The sequence below is a fragment of the Dactylosporangium sp. NPDC006015 genome (assembly GCF_040614215.1).
In the GTDB taxonomy this organism is placed as follows: Bacteria; Actinomycetota; Actinomycetes; order Mycobacteriales; family Micromonosporaceae; genus Dactylosporangium; species Dactylosporangium maewongense.
On sequence record NZ_JBEXUD010000087.1, the window covers coordinates 1 to 20,665 of the forward strand.

Below are 20,665 nucleotides of genomic sequence, written 5' to 3' on the forward strand. Positions count from 1 at the left end.
CGAGCGGCCTGCCCCGCGAACAGCTCCGGCAGCGACACCCCGGCCACCACGGACATGTCGTTCCACCCGAACAGCACCTGGTCGCGCTCGTCCGCGTCGAGAATCTCCACTGTGGACACCGGCATCGACGGGTCGGCCAGCATCGCCTCGAGGGCCCGCAGCCACCACCGCGCGATCGACTCCACGGTTGCCGCGTCGAACAGGTCCACCGACCCGGTCAGCGCACCTCGCAGACCGGCCGCCGCGCCGGTGGCGTCGAAGGTTTCTCCGATCACCCAGTCGAGGTCGAACTTCGCCACGCCCAGCTCGGCCGCCCGCGCGGCGTCCGCGAGTGCCGTCCCACCGGCATTCGCGTTCGTGTCGGTGGCGGCGTCGGGCCGGTCGAGCACCGCGGTGGTGTTGTTCTGGAAGGTCAGCATCACCTGGAACAGTGGGTGCCGGGCCAGGGAACGGACCGGGGACAGTTCCTCGACGAGACGTTCGAACGGCACGTCCTGGTGCTCGAACCCGGCGAGCGATGTCTCCCGCACCCGCCCGAGCAGCTCCGCGAACGTCGGGTCACCCGACAGATCCGTGCGCATCACCAGGGTGTTGACGAAGTACCCGATCAGGTCGTCCAAGGCTTCATCGGTCCGCCCGGCCACCGCGGCACCGATCGGAATGTCCGTGCCGGCGCCCAGCCGCGACAGCACTACCGCCACGGCGGCCTGGAGAACCATGAACACCGTGACACCTTGCGCCCGGGCCACGTCCGCCAGCCGCGCATGCACCGCCGCCGGCACACTCACCGGCACCACGTGACCGCGCAGACTGCCGACCGCGGGACGCCGCCGGTCCGCCGGCAATGCCAGCTCCTCCGGTGCACCTGCCAAAGCGCCGCGCCAGTACGCCACTTGCCGCGACATCACGCTGCCGGGATCGGTCTCGTCGCCGAGCAGCTCGCGCTGCCACAGGGCATAGTCCGCGTACTGCACCGGCAACCGGGACCACTCCGGCGCCCGGCCGTCGAGCCTGGCCGCATATGCCGCCGACACGTCCGCGGTCAGAGGACGCTCCGACCAGCCGTCGCCAGCGATGTGGTGAACCACCAACACCAACAGCCGCGCATCCGCACCATCGCTGAACAGCCATGCCCGGATCGGCACCTCCGCCGACAGATCGAACTCATACCGTGCCGCAGCACCGACCGCGTCGGCCAGCGACCTGCCGGCCTCCACCCGGGTAACACCCCACTCCAGCTCCTCCACCGGAACCACCTGCTGGAACGGCACACCATCAACACTCGGGAAGACCGTCCGCAGCACCTCGTGCCGACCGATCACATCCCGCAGCGCCGCCTCCACCGCGGCCTCATCGGCCCCGCCCGGCAAACCCACCACCATCGGGATGTTGTGCGTCGCGCTCGGCCCCTCCAGTTGCCACAAGAACCACAACCGCTGCTGCGCGAACGACAGCGGCAACCGCGCCGGCCGCGTACCCGACACCAGCGCCGCCCGCGCCCGCTCCACCCCCGAACCCAACCGCCGCGCCAGACCCGCCACCGACGGCGCCTCGAACAACGCCCGCAGCGACAACTCCGCACCCAGCACCACCCGAATGCGACTGACCAGACGCACCGCCAGCAGCGAATGCCCACCCAACGCGAAGAAGTCGTCGTCGACCCCGACCGCGTCCAGACCCAGCACCTCGGCGAAGGCCTGACACAGCAACTCCTCCCGCACGTTGGCGGGGCGACGACCGGTGGTGGTGAGGTCCGGCGCGGGCAGGGCCTGGCGGTCGAGTTTGCCGTTCGGGGTCAGCGGCAGCGTTTCGAGCAGGACCACGGCCGACGGCACCATGTAGTCCGGGAGTTGCTCTCCGGCCAGTGCACGCAGCAGCTCCGGCAGCCCGGCGCGATCAGTGCCGGTGGCCGGGACGACGTACGCGACCAGGCGCCGGTCGTCGGCCGTGTCCTCGCGGGCGATCACCACGGCCTGAGCCACCCGCTCATGGCGGGCGAGGACCGCCTCGATCTCGCCCGGCTCGATCCGGAACCCGCGCACCTTGATCTGCTCGTCCGCACGGCCCAGGTACACCAGGTCGCCGTCGGCCGACCAGCGAACCACGTCGCCGGTCCGGTACAGCCGGCCGCCCGCCGCGTCGAACGGGTCGGCGACGAACCTCTCCGCGGTCAGCCCCGCCCGGCCAACATACCCCCGCGCCACCTGAACCCCAGCGATGTACAACTCACCCGGCACACCCGGCGGCACCGGCGCCAAACGCTCATCCAGCACATACAACCGCATATTCGCGATCGGCCGCCCAATGGGCACCTGCTCCGCGACCGCCTGACCAGCGACCACCCGGTACACACAACAGCCGACCACCGCCTCGGTCGGGCCATACTCGTTGACCACCACCGACCCCGGTGCCCGGTCCAGCCACTGCCGCACCGGACCGCCGGCGAGGGCTTCGCCACCCACCACCAGTACCCCGGCCGCATCCCGGGCGGCGTCGTCGGTGAGGTACTCGCCGAGCAGCGGCAGGTGCGCCGGCACCACCTTCAGCACGTCGAAGCCGTCCGAGGCGTTCACCAGCCCGGCCAGGGCCTCGGCGCCGCCGTCCACGCTGACCACGACCCGCGAACCAGTCGTCAACGGGACCACCACACTCGTCACGGTCAAGTCGAACGCCAGCGACGAATGCAGCACCGCACCCCGGCCGGCCGGCCCGTACTCACCGGCCGCCCACACCACGTAGTTCGCCAGCCCAGCGTGCGTGACCGCGACACCCTTCGGCCGTCCCGTCGAACCCGACGTGTAGACGACATACGCCGATTGGTCCGGCAGCGGCCGGCCCGGGATCACGCCACCCGGCACGTCGTCCATCGGGTGGTCCAGCAGCACCACCGGCGACCCGGCACCGGCCAGGACCGAGGCCACCGACGACACCGTCAGCACGCAGACCGGCGCCGCGTCCGCGACCATGAACCCGACCCGATCCGCCGGATACCCCGGGTCGATCGGCACGTACGCGCCACCGGCCTTCCACACCGCCAGCAGCGCCACGACCATGTCCACGCCCCGCGGCAGGCACAACCCCACCACCGATTCAGGACGGACTCCCCGGGCCACGAGCGACCGGGCCAACCGGTCGGCGCGCGCATCCAACTCGCCATAGGTCACCGACACGCCGTCACACACCACTGCCACGGCGCCCGGTTCCCGCGCCACCTGGGTCGCGAACAGCTCCGGGACCGTCGCCGGCGGAATGTCCGCCGCTGTCGCGTTCCACTCACGCAACACCCGGTCACGTTCGGCCGCGTCGAGCACCGACACCGCGGAGAGCGGCGCCGACGGTTCCGCGAGCACCGCCTCCAGCACTCGCACCCAACGCGCGGCGATGGCGGCGACCGTGGCGGGGTCGAAGAGATTCGCCGACCCGATCAGCGCGGCCCGCAGTCCGGCCCCGGCCCCGGCGCCGTCGAACAGTTCGGCGACCGCCAGTTCGAGGTCGAACTTGGCCGCCGAGGTCGTCTCCACGGCTGTCGTTTCCACGGTGCCGCCCGGGCCGTCGATGCGCACACCATGCAGGTCCAGGGCGGCGGCAGCGTTGTTGTCGACCGTCAGCATGACCTGGAACAGCGGGTTGCGGGCCAACGACCGGACCGGTGACAGTTCCTCGACGAGGCGCTCGAACGGCACATCCTGATGGGCGAACCCGGCGAGCGAGGTTTCCCGTACCCGCGCCAGCAGCTCGACGAACGTCGGGTCACCGGACAGGTCCGTCCGCATCACCAGGGTGTTGACGAAGAATCCGACAAGATCGTCCAGGGCCTCATCGGTTCGCCCCGCGGTCGCGACCCCGATCGGGACGTCCGTCCCGGCGCCCAGCTTGGACAGCAACACCCCCAGGGTGGCCTGCAACGCCATGAACGTCGTCGCGCCCTGCGCGCGGGCCAGCTCGAGCAGCCGGCCGTGCAGTTGCGCCGGAATGTTCAGCGGCACCACGTACCCGCGATGGCCGGCCACCGCCGGTCGCGGCCGGTCCGCCGGGAACGCCAGCTCCTCGGGCGCACCGGCCAGGGCCTGCCGCCAGTAGCCGATCTGCCGGGACATCAGGCTGTCCGGGTCGTCTGCGTCACCGAGCAGTTCCCGCTGCCACAGCGCGTAGTCCGCGTACTGTCCCGGCAGCGGTGCCCATTCGGGTGGCCGGCCCTCGCGACGCGCGGCGTAGGCCGTCGACAGGTCCCGGGCCAGCGGGCGCAGTGACCAGCCGTCGCTGGCGATGTGGTGCAGCAGGATCACGAGCACCTGGGTCGGCCCGGACGTGAACAGCCACGCGCGGATGGGCACCTCGGTCTCGAGGTCGAACACGTGGCTCGTGGCCGTCTCGATCGCAGACCTGAGGTCACCTACTTCGGCAACCTCCAGCTGCCACGCGAGGTCGTCGAGTCGGACGATCTTCTGGTACGGCTCGCCGTCTGCGGTCGGGAACACCGTGCGCAGCACCTCATGGCGTCCGATCACGTCCCGCAACGCCGCGCCGAGCGCCGCCGTGTCGACGGCGCCGGAGAGCTGCAGCGCCATCGGGATGTTGTACAGCGTGCTGCGGCCTTCCAGCTGACCGATGAACCACAGGCGACGTTGGGCGAATGACAGCGGAAGCATCAGGACTCCTCGGTGTTGCGCATCGACCGGAACGCCGGCCGGTTGGTCTTCTCGTTTCCCATGCGGGTGGCCAGCTCGGCCACCGTCGGTGCCTCGAACACGAATCGCACGTCCACCTCGACTCCCAGGGCGGCGCGGATTCGGCTGACGAGGCGTACCGCCAGCAGCGAGTGGCCGCCGAGTGCGAAGAAGTCGTCGTCGACGCCGACCTGGTCGCGCCCCAGTACCTCGGCGAAGGCTTGGCACAGCTGCTCTTCGCGGGCGTTGGCCGGGGCCCGGTAGGAGGCGGTGGCGTGCAGCTCCGGCGCGGGCAGGGCGCGGCGGTCGAGTTTGCCGTTCGGGGTCAGCGGCAGCGCGTCGAGGACGACCACGGCGGCGGGGACCATGTAGTCCGGTAGCTGTGCCCGGGCGAGGCCCTGCAGCTGGTCCGGCAGTCCGTCTCGGTCGCCGTCGCCGGTGGCCGGGACGACGTACGCGACGAGGCGCCGGTCGTCGGCCGTGTCCTCGCGGGCGATCACCACGGCCTGAGCCACCCGCTCATGGCGGGCGAGGACCGCCTCGATCTCGCCCGGCTCGATCCGGAACCCGCGAATCTTGATCTGCTCGTCGGCGCGGCCCAGGTACACGAGGTTTCCGTCGGGGTTGTACCTGGCCACGTCGCCGGTCCGGTACAGCCGGCCGCCCGCAGCGTCGAACGGGTCGGCGACGAACCTCTCCGCGGTCAGCCCAGCCCGGCCAACATACCCCCGCGCCACCTGAACCCCAGCGATGTACAACTCACCCGGCACACCCGGCGGCACCGGCGCCAAACGCTCATCCAGCACATACAACCGCATATTCGCGATCGGCCGCCCAATGGGCACCTGCTCCGCGACCGCCTGACCAGCGACCACCCGGTACACACAACACCCGACCACCGCCTCGGTCGGGCCATACTCGTTGACCACCACCGACCCCGGCGCCCGATCCAGCCACAGCCGCACCGGACCTGCCGTCAGCGCCTCGCCACCCACCACGAGCACGCCGGCCGCATCCCGGGCGGCGTCGTCGGTGAGGTACTCGGCCAGCAGCGGAAGGTGCGCCGGCACCACCTTCAGCACGTCGAAGCCGTCCGCCGCGTTCACCAGCCCGGCCAGGCCTTCGGCGCCACCGTCCACGCTGACCACGACCCGCGAACCAGTCGTCAACGGGACCACCACACTCGTCACGGTCAGATCGAACGCCAGCGACGAATGCAGCACCGCACCCCGGCCGGCCGGCCCGTACTCACCGGCCGCCCACACCACGTAGTTCGCCAGCCCAGCATGTGTGACCGCGACACCCTTCGGCCGTCCCGTCGAACCCGACGTGTAGATCACGTAGGCGACCTGGTCGCCCAGTACCGACGCGTCCAGCCGGTCTCCGGACTGGGCGGCCACCGAGGCGGCCACTCGCGGGTCGTCCAGTGCCACCGACCGGACCCGGCCGACCGGCAGCTCGTCCAGCACGTCCTCGAAGCCGAGCACCACCACCGCCCGGGCGTCGGACAGCATGAAACCGATCCGTTCCGGCGGATATTGCAGGTCCACCGGCAGATAGGCGGCGCCCACCTTCCACGACGCCAGCAGGGCGACGATCATGTCGACCCCGCGTGGCAGGCACAGACCCACCACCGACTCCGGCCCGACCCCTTGGCGCTGCAAGTACCGGGCCAACCGGTTCGCCCGCGCATCGAGGTCCGCGTACGACGCCGACCCGCCGTCACACTCCACTGCCGTGGCCTCCGGCGACCGCCGCACCTGCGCCTCGAACAGCTCCGGCACCGACTCGGACCCGACCTCGACCGCGGTGTCGTTCCACTCCAGCAGCACCCGGTCCCGCTCGGCGGCGTCGAGAACCCGCACGGCGGAGAGCGGCGCCGACGGCTCCGAGAGCACCGCCTCCAGCACTCGCACCCAACGTTCCGCGATTGCGGCGACGGTGCCGGCGTCGAACAGGTCCGCCGAACCGGTCAGCGCACCCCGCAGCCCGGCGGCGGCGCCGGCGGTGTCGAACGTCTCGGTCAGGATCAGATCCAGGTCGAACTTCGCCGCCGCGAGCTGCTCAGACAACGCCGCCGGGCCACCGATGTCGACGCCGGGCAGGTCGAGGACGGCGCCGGCGATGTTCTGCACCGTCAGCATCACCTGGACCAAGGGGTGCCGGGCCAGGGACCGCGCCGGCGACAGTTCCTCCACGAGGCGCTCGAACGGCACGTCCTGATGCTCGAACCCGGCGAGCGAGGTCTCCCGCACGCGGGCCAGCAGGTCGACGAACGTCGGGTCGCCGGACAGGTCGGTCCGCATCACCAGGGTGTTGATGAAGAACCCGACCAGGTCGTCCAGTGCCTGGTCGGTGCGGCCGGCGATCGCGGCGCCGATCGGCACGTCGGTGCCGGCACCGAGCTTGGACAGCAGCACCGCGAGGGCGGCCTGCACCACCATGAACGCCGTCACGCCCTGCGCCCGGGCCACCTCGGTCAGCCGGGCATGCAGGTCGGCGCTCACGTGGACGGGCACGGCGTAGCCGCGGTGACCGGCGACGGCCGGTCGGCGCCGGTCCACCGGCAGCGCCAGCTCTTCCGGCGCGCCGGCCAGCGCTTGGCGCCAGTAGGCGACCTGGCGGGAGATCACGCTGTCCGGGTCGTCCTCGGCGCCGAGCAACTCCCGCTGCCACAACGCGTAGTCGGCGTACTGGACCGGCAACGGTGCCCATTCCGGTGCCCGGCTCGCCGTCCGGGCCGCGTACGCGGTCGACAGGTCCGCGGCGAGGGGCCGCATCGACCAGCCGTCGCCGGCGATGTGGTGGACCACCATGGCCAGGACCTGTTCCCCGCTGTCACCGGTGAACAGCCACGCCCGGATCGGCACCTCCGTGGCCAGATCGAACGCGTACTCGCCGGCCGCCGCCACCGCATCGCCGAGCTCCGCCGATGCCACCTCGACCAGCTGCAACTGCCATTCCAGCTCGTCTGCCGCGATCACGTGCTGGTAGGGCTGACCGTCGACGGTCGGGAACGTCGTGCGCAGCACCTCGTGGCGACCGATCACGTCCCGCAGCGCCGCACCCAGTGCCGCGGCGTCCACCACGCCGCGCAGGCCGAGCACGACAGGGAGGTTGTACGTCCAGCTCGGCCCGTCCAGCTGGCCGATGAACCACAGGCGTCGCTGCGCGAACGACAACGGCAACCGCTCCGGGCGTTCCCACGGCACCAGCGCCGAGCGGGCCTGCTCCGCGCCAGGCAACCGTTCGGCCAGACCGGCCGGGGTCGGCGCCTCGAACAGGGCCCGCAGCGACAGCTCCACCTTGAACACCGCGCGCACCCGGCTGACCAGGCGGACCGCGAGGAGGGAGTGGCCGCCGAGGGCGAAGAAGTCGTCGTCGACCCCCACGGTGTCCAGGCCGAGAACCTCGGCGAACGCGAGACACAACAGCTCTTCCCGGGCGTTCGCGGGCCCGCGACCGGACCCGGCCAGCGCCGCGAAGTCCGGCGCGGGCAGGGCTTTGCGGTCCAGTTTGCCGTTCGCGTTCAACGGCAACTCGTCCAGCGTCACCACCGCCGCCGGCACCATGTACTCCGGCAACCGCGACCCGGCGAACTCCCGCAGCAGACGGCCGTCGACGTCGCCCACGACATACGCGACCAGACGCTTGTCCCCGTCCGCGTCCTCCCAGGCGATGACGGCGGCCTGAACCACCTGCTCGTGGCCGGTGAGGACGGTTTCGATCTCGCTGGGCTCGATCCGGAACCCGCGGATCTTCACCTGTTCGTCGGCGCGGCCCAGGTACGTCAGGTCACCATCGGCGCCCCACCGGACCACGTCACCGGTGCGGTACAACCGGCCGCCCTCGTCGAACGGGTCGGCGACGAACCGTTCCGCGGTCAGCCCAGCGCGGCCCACGTAGCCTCGCGCCACCCCGGAACCGGCCAGATACAACTCCCCCGCCACGCCCACCGGGACCGGCATGAGGCGGTCGTCCAGCACGTACGTCCGCGCTCCGCCGATCGGCCGCCCGATCGGCGGCACCCACCCCGGCTCCCGCGGCCCACCGTCGTCGAACCACGCCGTCGCGTACACCGTCGCCTCGGTCGGGCCGTAGATGTTCGCGACCGTCGCGTCCGGCCAGGCGGCCCGCACTGCCCCGAGCACACCCGACGACAGGCCCTCACCCGCCAGGACCACCGTCCCGGTCGGCGCCGCGGCGGCCCGGCCGTCCAGCACCCGCACCAACGCCGACGGCACCGCGCTCACCAGCGACACCTCGCCCGGTCCCGCGCCGTCGTCCGCCAGCACCAGCAGGTCCTCGACCACGCGGACGCAGCCGCCGACGCTCAACGGACCCCACAGCTCGAACACCGACACGTCGAAGCTCAGTGACGTCGACGCCAGCACCCGCTCGAACTGCCCGTCCCCGAACCGCGACCCGGCCCACTCGACCAGCGCCGCGACCGACCGGTGCTCCACCGCCACGCCCTTCGGCAGGCCCGACGAGCCCGAGGTGTACATCACGTACGCCGCACAGCCCGGCCTCGCGTCCGCCGCCGCCAACGGCTCCGCCGCCGCCACCTCCGGCCCTTCCAGGATCACCGTCGGCACCGCGGCGACCACCCCCGCGAGCGTGTCCTGCAGCTCCGCCACCGTCACCACGCACACCGGCGCGGCATCCGACAGCATGAACCGGATCCGGTCCAACGGATATCCGGGATCCACCGGCAGGTAGGCGCCGCCGGCCTTCCACACGGCCAGCACCGCGACCACCAGGTGCACGCTTCTCGGCAGGCACAGCGCCACCACCGACTCCGGCGCCACCCCGAGAGCACGCAGGTGCCCCGCCAGCCGGTTCGACCGCTCGTCGAGCTCCGCGTATGACAGTGACTCGCCGTCATCCGCCACGGCAATCGCGTCCGGTGTCCGGACCACCTGTGCCGCCACCAGATCCGGCACCGTCATGGCTCGCTCGGCGAACCCGGTCTCGTTCCAGCGCACCAGCACCCGGTCGCGCTCGTCCGCATCGAGCACGTCGACCGCGGACACCGGCGCCGCCGGGTCACCGAGCACGGCCTCCAGGACACGGATCCATCGCTGGACGATGCCGGCGACGGTGGGCGCGTCGAACAGGTCGGCGTGGCCGATGAGCCCGCCCAGCAACCCGGCCGCGCGGCCGTCGGCGCCGAACGACTCCGTCATCGTGACTTCGATGTCGAACCTGGCCGCCGTCAGCCCAGCGGCCGGCAGGACCGGCCCGTCGGGACGCGCGCCGGGCAGGTCAAGGGTGTCGGTGTTCTGGAGGGTGAGCATGACCTGGAAGAGGGGGTTTCGGGCGAGGGATCGGGTTGGTGAGAGTTCTTCGACGAGGCGTTCGAAGGGGACGTCTTGGTGTTCGAAGGCGGCGAGGGATGTTTCCCGGACGCGGGTGAGCAGGTCGTTGAAGGTTGGGTTGCCGGTGAGGTCGGTGCGGATGACGAGGGTGTTGACGAAGAACCCGACGAGGTCGTCGAGGGCCTGGTCGGTGCGGCCGGCGACGGCGGATCCGATGGGGATGTCGGTGCCGGCGCCGAGTTTGGACAGCAGCACGGCGAGGGCGCCCTGCAGCACCATGAACACCGTGACGCCCTGCGCGCGGGCGACGTCGAGGAGCCGGGCGTGCAGGTCGGCGGGCACGGCCACCGGCACCAGATGCCCGTCGTGGCCGGCGACGGCAGGGCGGCGCCGGTCGGTCGGGAGGCTGAGTTCCTCGGGGGCTCCGGCGAGGGTGTGTCGCCAGTAGGTGACCTGTTGGGTGATGAGGCTGTCGGGGTCGTTGTCGTCGCCGAGGAGGTCGCGTTGCCAGAGGGCGTAGTCCGCGTATTGGACGGGCAGTGGCTGCCAGGGTGCGGCCTGCCCGTCGAGGCGTGCCCGGTAGGCGCTGGTCAGGTCCGCGATCAGCGGTCCCATGGACCAGCCGTCGGCGGCGATGTGGTGCACGACGAGGACGAGGACCCGTTCGCTGGCGAACAGGCTGGCGCGGATCGGGATCTCGGTGGCGAGGTCGAACGTGTACCGGGTGGCGGCGTCCGGGGTTTCGGTGGGGTTGGTGTGCAGCTGCCAGGTGAGCTCGTCGACGGGGATGACCTTCTGGTAGGGGCGGCCGTCGACGGTGGGGTAGACGGTGCGCAGGACCTCGTGCCGGCCGATCAGGTCGCGGAAGGCGGCGTTGAGGGCGTAGGTGTCGACCCGGTCGGGCAGGGGCAGCGCTGTGGTGATGTTGTAGGTGGCGGTGGGGCCTTCGAGCTGGCCGATGAACCACAGTCGCTGCTGGGCGTAGGACAGTGGCAGGTGCTGTGGGCGCTGCCACGGGACCAGTGCGGTGCGGGCCTGCTGCGCGCCGGGCAGCCGTTCGGCGAGCCCGGCGGGGGTGGGCGCTTCGAACAGTGCGCGGGAGGCGAGTTCGACGCCGAACACGGCCCGGACGCGGCTGACGAGTCGCACCGCGAGCAGGGAGTGCCCGCCGAGGGCGAAGAAGTCGTCGTCGACGCCGACCGAGTCGACGCCGAGGACCTCGGCGAACGCCATGCACAGCAGCTCTTCACGCAGGTTCGCCGGTCCGCGTCCGGCGCCGGCGGCAGACGCGAAGTCCGGCGCCGGCAACGCCCGCCGGTCCACCTTCCCGTTCACCGTCAGCGGCAACGCATCGAGCACGACGACCGCGGACGGCACCATGTACTCCGGCAGCCGCGCAGCCGCGACCTCCCGCAGCTCCCCGGCCAGCCCGTCACCGTCCGCGGCCGCGACGACATACGCGACGAGACGCTTGTCCCCCGGCTCGTCCTCCCGCGCGATCACGACGGCTTGCGCCACCCGCTCATCCGCGGTCAGGATCGCCTCAACCTCACCAGGCTCGATCCGGAACCCACGGATCTTCACCTGCTCATCCGCCCGACCCACGAACACCAGGTCACCATCGCCGGTCCACCGCACCACGTCACCCGTGCGATACAACCGGGCCCCGAATGGATCGAACGGGTTCGCGACGAACCGCGTGGAAGTCAACCCGGCCCGGCCCACATAACCACGAGCCAGCCCAACCCCGGCCACATACAACTCGCCGGCGACCCCCACCGGCACCGGACCCAACCGGTCATCCAGCACGAACACCCGCGTGTTCACCACCGGACGACCGATCGCCACCAGCCCAGCGTCCGAATCGCACCGCCACAACGTGGCATCCACCGTCGTCTCGGTCGGACCGTACGAGTTGAACATCCGACGCCCGGACGCCCACCGCGCCATCACCTCCGGCGGGCACGCCTCACCCGCCACCACGACCGTCACATCCGGACCGATCGACGCCGGATCCAACAACGCCAACACCGCCGGCGGCAACGTCACCACCGACACCGACTCACGCGCCAGCAACCCCGTCAACGCCGAACCAAACCGCTGCCCAGCAGGAATCACCACCAACGCAGCACCCTGCAACAGGGCCATGCACCACTCCCAGCCGAACGTGTCGAAACTCGCCGACGCGAACTGCCCCACCCGATCACCAACACCCACACCGAGCAGGCGCGCGTGACCAGCCGCGAAACTCGCAAACCCCGCATGCGACACCAACACACCCTTCGGCCGACCCGTCGACCCGGACGTGTAGATCACATACGCCGGATGCGCCGCCACCAACCCCGCATCATCAACCCGTCCCACCGGCAGGCTCGCCTCGTCCAGCACCAGCACCGGGACACCCACCGACCGGCCAGCCCGGGTCACCACACCCGCCGACGACGCCGCCAACACCACCGCCGGACCGGCGTCGGCCAGCATGAACTCGACCCGCTCCACCGGCAGATCCGGATCGATCGGCAGATACGCACCCCCCGCCTTCAACACACCGAGCAGGACGACCATCAACTCGACGCCACGCTCCAAGCACACGCCGACCACGCGCTCCGGCCCAACCGCGAGTCCGCGCAGCATCGCCGCCACCCGGTCCGAACGAGCGGCCAATTCCCCGTACGAGACCGACACCCCGTCACAGACCACTGCCGCGGCGCCCGGGTCCCGCGCCACCTGCGCGGCGAACAGTTCCGGGAGCGTCATCTGATCAAGCGGGACAGCCGTGTCGTTCCACTCCCGCAGGACCCGGTCCTCATCCATGGCGCTCAGGACGGGGATGTCCGACAGCAGGATCCGCTCGCCGCGCTCCAACGCCGGCACCAGACCCGCCACCACCGTGTGCAGCATGTCCGCGACCGCGACCGGGTCGATCGGGCCGACCGCGTCCACGACCAGACCGAACCCGGCACCGTCGTCGTCGATCGACACCGACATCGGGTAGTTGTTGCTCTCCCGCACGAACACCGACCGCACCCCGGCGAACACGCCACCGTCGGCCTGACCACCGCCGCCCGCATCGGGATTGTTGTGCCGGTAGTTGAACAGCGTCGTGAACAACGGCAGATCGCCCGGCACACCACTGGCCTGCTGCGCCAGCACCAACGGCGCATGCTCATGCTCCAGCAGCCGCGCCAACTGCACCCGCATCGCCGCGACCGCCGCCAACACATCCAACCCAGCGGTCGACACCCGCACCGGCAGCGTATTGATAAACAACCCAGGCACCCGATCAGCACCCGCACCCGCGTTCATCCGCCCGAACAACACCGTCCCGAACACCACATCATCACGACCCGCCAACACCGCCAACAACCGCGACCACGCCACGTGCATCAGCGTCGCGGGGCTCACGCCGAGCCGGCGCCCCACTTCCCGCAGCCGCACACCCAACCCCGCGTCAACCCGCACACCGGCCCGCACCACACCCGAACCGTCACCACGGACATCCCGCACCCCGAACGCCGCCGTCGGCTCCTCAACCCCCGCCAGCAGCTCCCGGAAGAATCCCTCATGATCACCACTGGCCGACGCCTGCGCCACAAAGTCCCGGAACGGCAACGGCACCGGCAAACCATCCGCACGACCCGCCAACACCGCCTCGATCTCCGACAACACCACATCCAATGTCGTGTGGTCCTGCACCATGTGATGGATCCGCAGCAGCGCCAACCATCGGCCTTCACCCGTCTCCGTGATGTGCAGGTTCAGCAATGGCGCCCGGTCGAGACCGATCGACAGGCCCACGTCCGTCAACAGTCCGGCCACCGCGTCATCGATGCCGGCCGTCAGGGTCACCTCGGTGACCGGCAGCGTCGCCGACCGCCACACCACCTGCACCGGCACCCGCAGCCCGGCCCACACGACCGACGTACGGAACACGTCATGCCGGTCGATCACATGCTGCAGCGCGCTGATGAACCGGTCGAGCCGGTCACGGTCCGCGAACTCGATCACTGACTGGGACACGTACGCGTCCTCGCCGCCGTCGGCGAGCACATGGTGGAACAGGATCCCCTGCTGCAACGGAGCGAGCGGGTAGATGTCCGCGACGTTGCCCGCGCCGCCCGCCACCGAACCGGTCACCAGGTCGATCTCGGCCTGGGTGAGCTCCACCAGCGGCAGCATCTCCGGCGTGATCACGTCCGCGCCGGCCGGGATCAGGTTCGCCGGGACCTCCACCGCCTCCACACCGACCGCCGTGGCCAACCCTGCCGGCGTCGGCGACACGAACAACGCCCGCACCGACACCGACACACCCCGCACCCGCAGCCACTCCACCAGCCGCACCGCGAGCAGCGAATGCCCGCCAAGGGCGAAGAAGTCGTCGTCGACACCCACCGCGTCCAGGCCGAGTATCTCGGCGAACGCCTGGCACAGCAGCTCTTCCCGCACACTCGACGGGCCACGACCAGCACCAGCCGTGAAGTCGGGCGCGGGAAGGGCCTTGCGGTCCAGCTTCCCGTTCGCGGACAGCGGCAGTTCGTCCAGGACCACGACGGCCGACGGGACCATGTACTCCGGCAATCGTCCGGCCGCGAACTCGCGCAGTGCCGCGCCGCCGACCGTCCCGACGACGTAGGCGACGAGCCGCTGATCGCGGGCGACGACCGCGACCTGACCGACCTGCGGGTGGGTGGCGAGCACCGCCTCCACCTCACCCGGCTCGATCCGGAACCCGCGGATCTTCACCTGGTCGTCGGCGCGCCCCAGGTACAGCAGCTCGCCGCCGACGCTCCACCGTACGACGTCGCCGGTCCGGTACAGGCGACCGCTGTCGCCGAACGGGTCGGCGACGAACCGGTCACTCGTCAGACCGGGCCGGCCGACGTACCCGCGGGCCAGCTGGACGCCGGCGAGGTACAGCTCACCGGGGACCCCCACCGGCACCGGGGCGAGGCGGTCGTCGAGGACGTACACGCGAGTGTTGGGAACCGGGCGGCCGATCGGCACCGGACCTGTGGCCGGAACCTCACACGTGATCACTTCGACGGACGCCTCGGTCGGGCCGTAGAAGTTGAACAGGGCGACGCCCGGCAGCACCTCGAAGAAGCGGTCGCGCACCGCCTGACCGAGCGCCTCACCGGAGCACACCACCCGTGTCAGCCCGCCACACTCCGCGGCCTGCGGCACCGCCAGGAAGGCCTCCAGCATCGACGGCACGAAATGCGCCGTGTCCACCCGGTCCGCGCGGATCAAGTCGGCGATGTAGCCCGGGTCGCGGTGACCATCCGGGCGGGCGATCACCATCGTGGCGCCCTGGATCAGTGGCCAGAACAGCTCCCACACCGACACGTCGAACCCGAACGGCGTCTTGTGCAACACCCGGTCACCCTCCTGGATGCCGAACCGGGACTGCATCCAGACGAGCCGGTTCACGATGCCCTCGTGCGGGACGGCGACACCCTTCGGCACGCCGGTCGAACCGGACGTGTAGATGACGTATGCCGCATGACCCGGCAACACGACGACATCCGGAGCGGTGTCCGAACTACCCTCGGGCACCTCTTCGATCACGCACACCGCACCCGCGGTCATGAACGCGACCCGTTCGGCCGGCAGGTCCGGGTCGATCGGCAGGTAAGCGCCACCGGCCTTGTGCACCGCCAGCAGCGCCACCACCATGTCGACGCCGCGGGGCAGGCGCACACCGACGACCGAGTCCGGGCCGACACCACACTCGACCAATGCACGCGCCAGATGGTTCGCGCGGCCGTTCAGCTCCGCATAGGACACCGACGTGCCCTCGAACACCAGCGCCGGAGCATCCGGGGTCCGCGCCACCTGCGCCGCGAACAAGCCCGGCAGCGTCGCCGCCGACACCTCCGCCGCGGTGTCGTTCCACTCGTGCAGGACCTGGTCCAGTTCGGCGGCGTCCAGCACGCTGACCGCCGACACCGGTGCGGACGGCTGGGTCAGCACGGTCTCCAGCACGCGCAGCCAGCGCCGCGCGATGTCCGTGACGGTGTGGGCGTCGAACAGGTCGGCCGCGCCCGTCAGAACACCGCCGAGGCCAGCCGGGGTGCCGTCGCCGTCGAACGCCTCACCCAGCACGAGCTCCAGGTCGAACTTCGCCGGCGCGGTCGTAGGTGCCGGGGCGGAGGGTCCGCCGGGGTCGGTTCCGGGCAGGCCGAGGACGGCGTCGGCGTTGTTCTGCAGGGTGAACATGACCTGGAACAGGGGGTTGCGGGTCAGGGACCGGCTCGGGGCGAGCTTCTCGACGAGCAGTTCGAACGGGGCGTCCTGGTGTTCGAAGCCGGCGAGGGTGGTGTCGCGGACCTGGTCGAGCAGCTCGGTGAAGGTGGGGTCGCCGGTGAGGTCGGTGCGGGTGACGAGGGTGTTGACGAAGAACCCGACGAGGTCGTCGAGGGCCTGGTCGGTGCGGCCGGCGGTCGCGGCGCCGATGGGGATGTCGGTGCCGGCGCCGAGCTTGGACAGCAGCACCGCCAGCGCGGCCTGCAGCAGCATGAACACGGTGACGCCCTGGGCTCGCGACACCTCCAAGAGCCGGGCGTACAGGGCGGCGCTGACGCGGATCGGCGCGACATGGCCGCGGCGGCTCGCCACCGCCGAGCGCGGCCGATCCACCGGCAGCGCCAGCTCCTCGGGTGCGCCGGCGAGGGCCTCACGCCAGTAGGCGACCTGCCGGGAGATGAGGCTGTCCGGGTCGTCCGCGTCGCCGAGCAGGTCCCGCTGCCAGAGCGCGTAGTCGGCGTACTGCACCGGCAGCGGCGCCCACACCGGCGCCCGGCCTTCCAGGCGGGCCGCGTACGCGGTGGACAGGTCCGCGGCGAGGGGCCGCAGCGACCAACCGTCCCCGGCGATGTGGTGCACCACCAGAACCAGCACCCGTGCACCGGCGCCGCCGGTGAACAGCCACGCCCGGACCGGCGCCTCCACCGCCAGGTCGAACGTGTACGCGGCCGCCGCCGCCACGGCTTCGCCGAGCTCTGCCGCGGGCACGTCCGACACCTGCAAGCGCCAGTCCAGCCGATCGAGGGGAATGATGTCCTGGTACGGCTGGCCGGCGACGGTCGGGAACACCGTGCGCAGCACCTCGTGCCGGCCGATGACGTCCCGCAGCGCCGCGTCCAGCGCCGCCGGGTCGACGTCGCCCGACAGGCTCAGCACCATCGGGATGTTGTACAACGCGGTCGGGCCTTCGAGCTGTCCGATGAACCACAGTCGTTGCTGCGCGAACGACAGCGGGACCAGGTCCGGCCGTTGCCACGGGGCCAGCGCCGCCCGTGCCTGCCCGCCCTCCGCCAGCCGGCCGGCCAGACCGGCCACGGTCGGCGCCTCGAACAGCGTCCGCAGCGACAGCTCGACGCCGAACACGGCACGGACCCGGCTCATCAGCCGCACGGCCAGCAACGAGTGCCCACCGAGGGCGAAGAAGTCGTCGTCGACGCCGATCGCGTCCAGGCCGAGCACCTCAGCGAACGCCAGGCACAGCAGCTCCTCCCGGACATTCGCCGGAGCACGGCCCGCCCCGGCCGCGGCCGCGAAGTCAGGCGCCGGCAGCGCCCGCCGGTCCAGTTTCCCGTTCGCGGTCAGCGGCAGCCCAGCGAGCACCACCACGGCCGCGGGCACCATGTAGTCAGGCAGCCGCTCAGCAACGAACCCGTGCAGCATCCCCGGCAGATCATCACCGGCCCCATCGGCGGGGACCACGTAGGCGACGAGGCGCTTGTCGCCGGTCGTGTCCTCCCGCGCGACGACGGCCGCCTGCGCCACCTGTGGATGCGCCAGCAGCACGGCCTCGATCTCGCCCGGCTCCACCCGGAACCCGCGGACCTTCACCTGCTCGTCGCCGCGACCGACGAACGCGAGGGTGCCGTCGCCGGTCCAGCGCACGACGTCGCCGGTGCGGTACAGGCGGCCACCGGCATCGTCGAACGGGTCGGCGACGAACCGTTCGGCGGTCAGTCCACTCTGCCCGACGTATCCGCGGGCCAGGCCCGCACCGGCCACGTACAGCTCACCCGCGACGCCCACCGGCACCGGCGCCAACCGCTCATCCAACACATACGCCTGAGTGCCGGCGATCGGCGCACCGATCGGCACGCTGCCACCATCCGCCACGTCCTGCGCCCGGACCGAGTGCACCGCCGTGAACGTCGTGTTCTCCGTCGGCCCGTACCCGTTCACCAACCGCACCTCCGGCAGCCGCTCCAGCACCGCCCGGCACGCCGGCACCGACAACACGTCACCACCGGCAAGGAGCTGCCGCACCGACGCCAGCGCCTCGACATCGGCTCCGACCACCTGATGGAACCAGCCGGCCGTCATCCACGCCGTGCCGACCCGGTACTCGGCGAGGAACGCGCGCAGCTCCGCCACCGACATCGCACCCGGCCGCGCCACCGCCAGGGTCGCGCCGTTGAGCAGCGCACCCCACACCTCGAACGTCGCCGCATCGAACGACGCCGACGCCAGATGCGCAACCACATCACCGGATCCGATCTCGACGAACCCGGCCTGCCACACCAGACGCACGACCGCCCGGTGCGGCACGACCACACCCTTCGGCACGCCGGTCGACCCCGACGTGTACATCACGTACACCGCCTGATCCGGCGACACCGGCACGTCGAGCGGTGCACCGGACAGGCGTGCGACCGCACTCGACACCCGCGGATCGTCCAGCGCCACCGACCGCGCCCGGCCAGCCGGAAGCTCGTCGAGGACGTCCTCGAAGCCGACGACGACGGCCGCCCGGGCATCGGCCAGCATGAACCGGATCCGCTCCACCGGCAGCTCAGGATCGATCGGCAGATACGCACCGCCGGCCTTCACCACCGCCAGCACCGCCACGATCAGGTCGGCACCCCGAGGCAAGCACAGGCCGACGATCGACTCGGCGCCGACGCCAGCACCCGCAAGGAACCGTGCCAGCCGGTTCGACCGGGCGTCCAGCTCGCCGTACGACAACGACAGCTCAGCGGCCACCAGCGCCGTCGCGTCCGGGGTCCGCGCCACCTGCCCCGCGAACAACTCCGGCAGCGACGCCTCGGCCACCGGGGACACGTCGTTCCACCCGAACAGCACCCGGTCGCGCTCGGCCGGATCCAGCAACTCCACCGCGGACACGGGCATCGACGGATCCGTCAGCAGCGCCTCGAGCACGCGCAGCCACCACCGCGCGATCGACTGCACCGTGCCCGCGTCGAACAGGTCCACCGACCCGGTCAGCACACCCCGAAGGCCGGCCGCCGCGCCGGTCGCGTCGAACGTCTCACCGATCACCCAGTCGAGGTCGAACTTCGCGACACCCAGCTCGGCGGCCCGCGCCGCCTCCGCGAAGGCCGAGCCGGCCTCGGCATCGGGCCGGTCCAGCGCAGTGGATGCAGTGTTCTGCAGGGTCAGCATCACCTGGAACAGCGGATGCCGGGCCAGGGAACGCACCGGGGACAGTTCCTCCACGAGCCGCTCGAACGGCACGTCCTGATGCTCGAACCCCGCCAGGCTCATCGCCCGGACCCGAGGCAGCAACTCCGCGAACGTCGGGTCACCCGCCAGGTCCGTCCGCATGACCAGGGTGTTGACGAAGTAGCCGACCAGATCGTCCAGCGCCTCGTCGGTACGACCGGCCACCGCCGCACCGATCGGGATGTCCGTACCGGCACCCAGCCTGGACAGCAGCACAGCGATCGCCGCCTGCAACACCATGAACACCGTCACGCCCTGCGCCCGCGCCACGTCCACCAACCGCGCATGAACCGCCGCCGGAACGGTCACCGGCACGACATGCCCGCGCAGACTCGCCACGGCGGGGCGCCGCCGGTCGACCGGAAGCACCAGCTCCTCCGGTACCCCAGCGAGGACATCACGCCAGTACGCCACCTGCCTGGACATCAGGCTGTCCGGGTCGGCCTCGTCGCCGAGCAGCTCCCGCTGCCACAGCGCGTAGTCCGCATACTGCACCGGCAGCGGCGTCCACGCCGGTGTCCGGCCTTCGGCTCTGGCCGCGTACGCCGCGGCGATGTCCGCGGTCAGGGGGCGCTCCGACCAGCCGTCGCCGGCGATGTGGTGGATCACCACGACCAGCACCCTGACACCTGAGCCGTCATCGATCAGCCACGCCCGGATCGGGACCTCCACCGACAGGTCGAACGCATACCGGGCCGCCGCCGCGACCGGAGCAGCCAGCGACCCAGCAGCCTCGACCCGGCTCACCGCCCAGTCCAGTTCGTCCGCCTCGATCACCCGCTGGAACGGCACCCCATCCACACTCGGGAACACCGTCCGCAACACCTCATGCCGACCGATCACATCCCGCAACGCCCCCTCCACCGCCGCCACATCCACCCCACCCGGCAACCCCACCACCATCGGAATGTTGTGCGTCGAACTCGGCCCCTCCAACTGCCACAAGAACCACAACCGCTGCTGCGCGAACGACAACGGCGCCCGCACCGGCCGCACACCAGCCACCAACGCCGCCCGCGCCCGCGCGGCACCGGATCCCAACCGCCGCGCGAGACCCGCCACCGACGGTGCCTCGAACAGCAGCGGCAACGACAACTCCAAGCCCAGCACCACCCGAACACGGCTCAGCAGACGCACCGCCAGCAGCGAATGGCCACCCAATGCGAAGAAGTCGTCATCAACGCCGACCGTGTC

General features: G+C 71.2%; 2 protein-coding genes (1 of these 2 cut by a window edge). Both read right to left on the reverse strand.

The features are described from left to right. Nucleotides 1–4,649 (reverse strand): amino acid adenylation domain-containing protein (locus ABZ321_RS56990; RefSeq protein WP_354905260.1); only part of this gene is annotated, 4,649 nt, incomplete at its 3' end. Further along, nucleotides 4,649–20,665, reverse strand: the 3' portion of a protein-coding gene (locus ABZ321_RS56995; protein WP_354905262.1) for a non-ribosomal peptide synthase/polyketide synthase. Its footprint extends 6,375 nt past the window's final position; only the last 16,017 of its 22,392 coding nucleotides appear in the window; its start codon lies beyond the right edge, outside the window; the stop codon is at nt 4,649–4,651. The genes ABZ321_RS56990 and ABZ321_RS56995, both read right to left, overlap by 1 nt.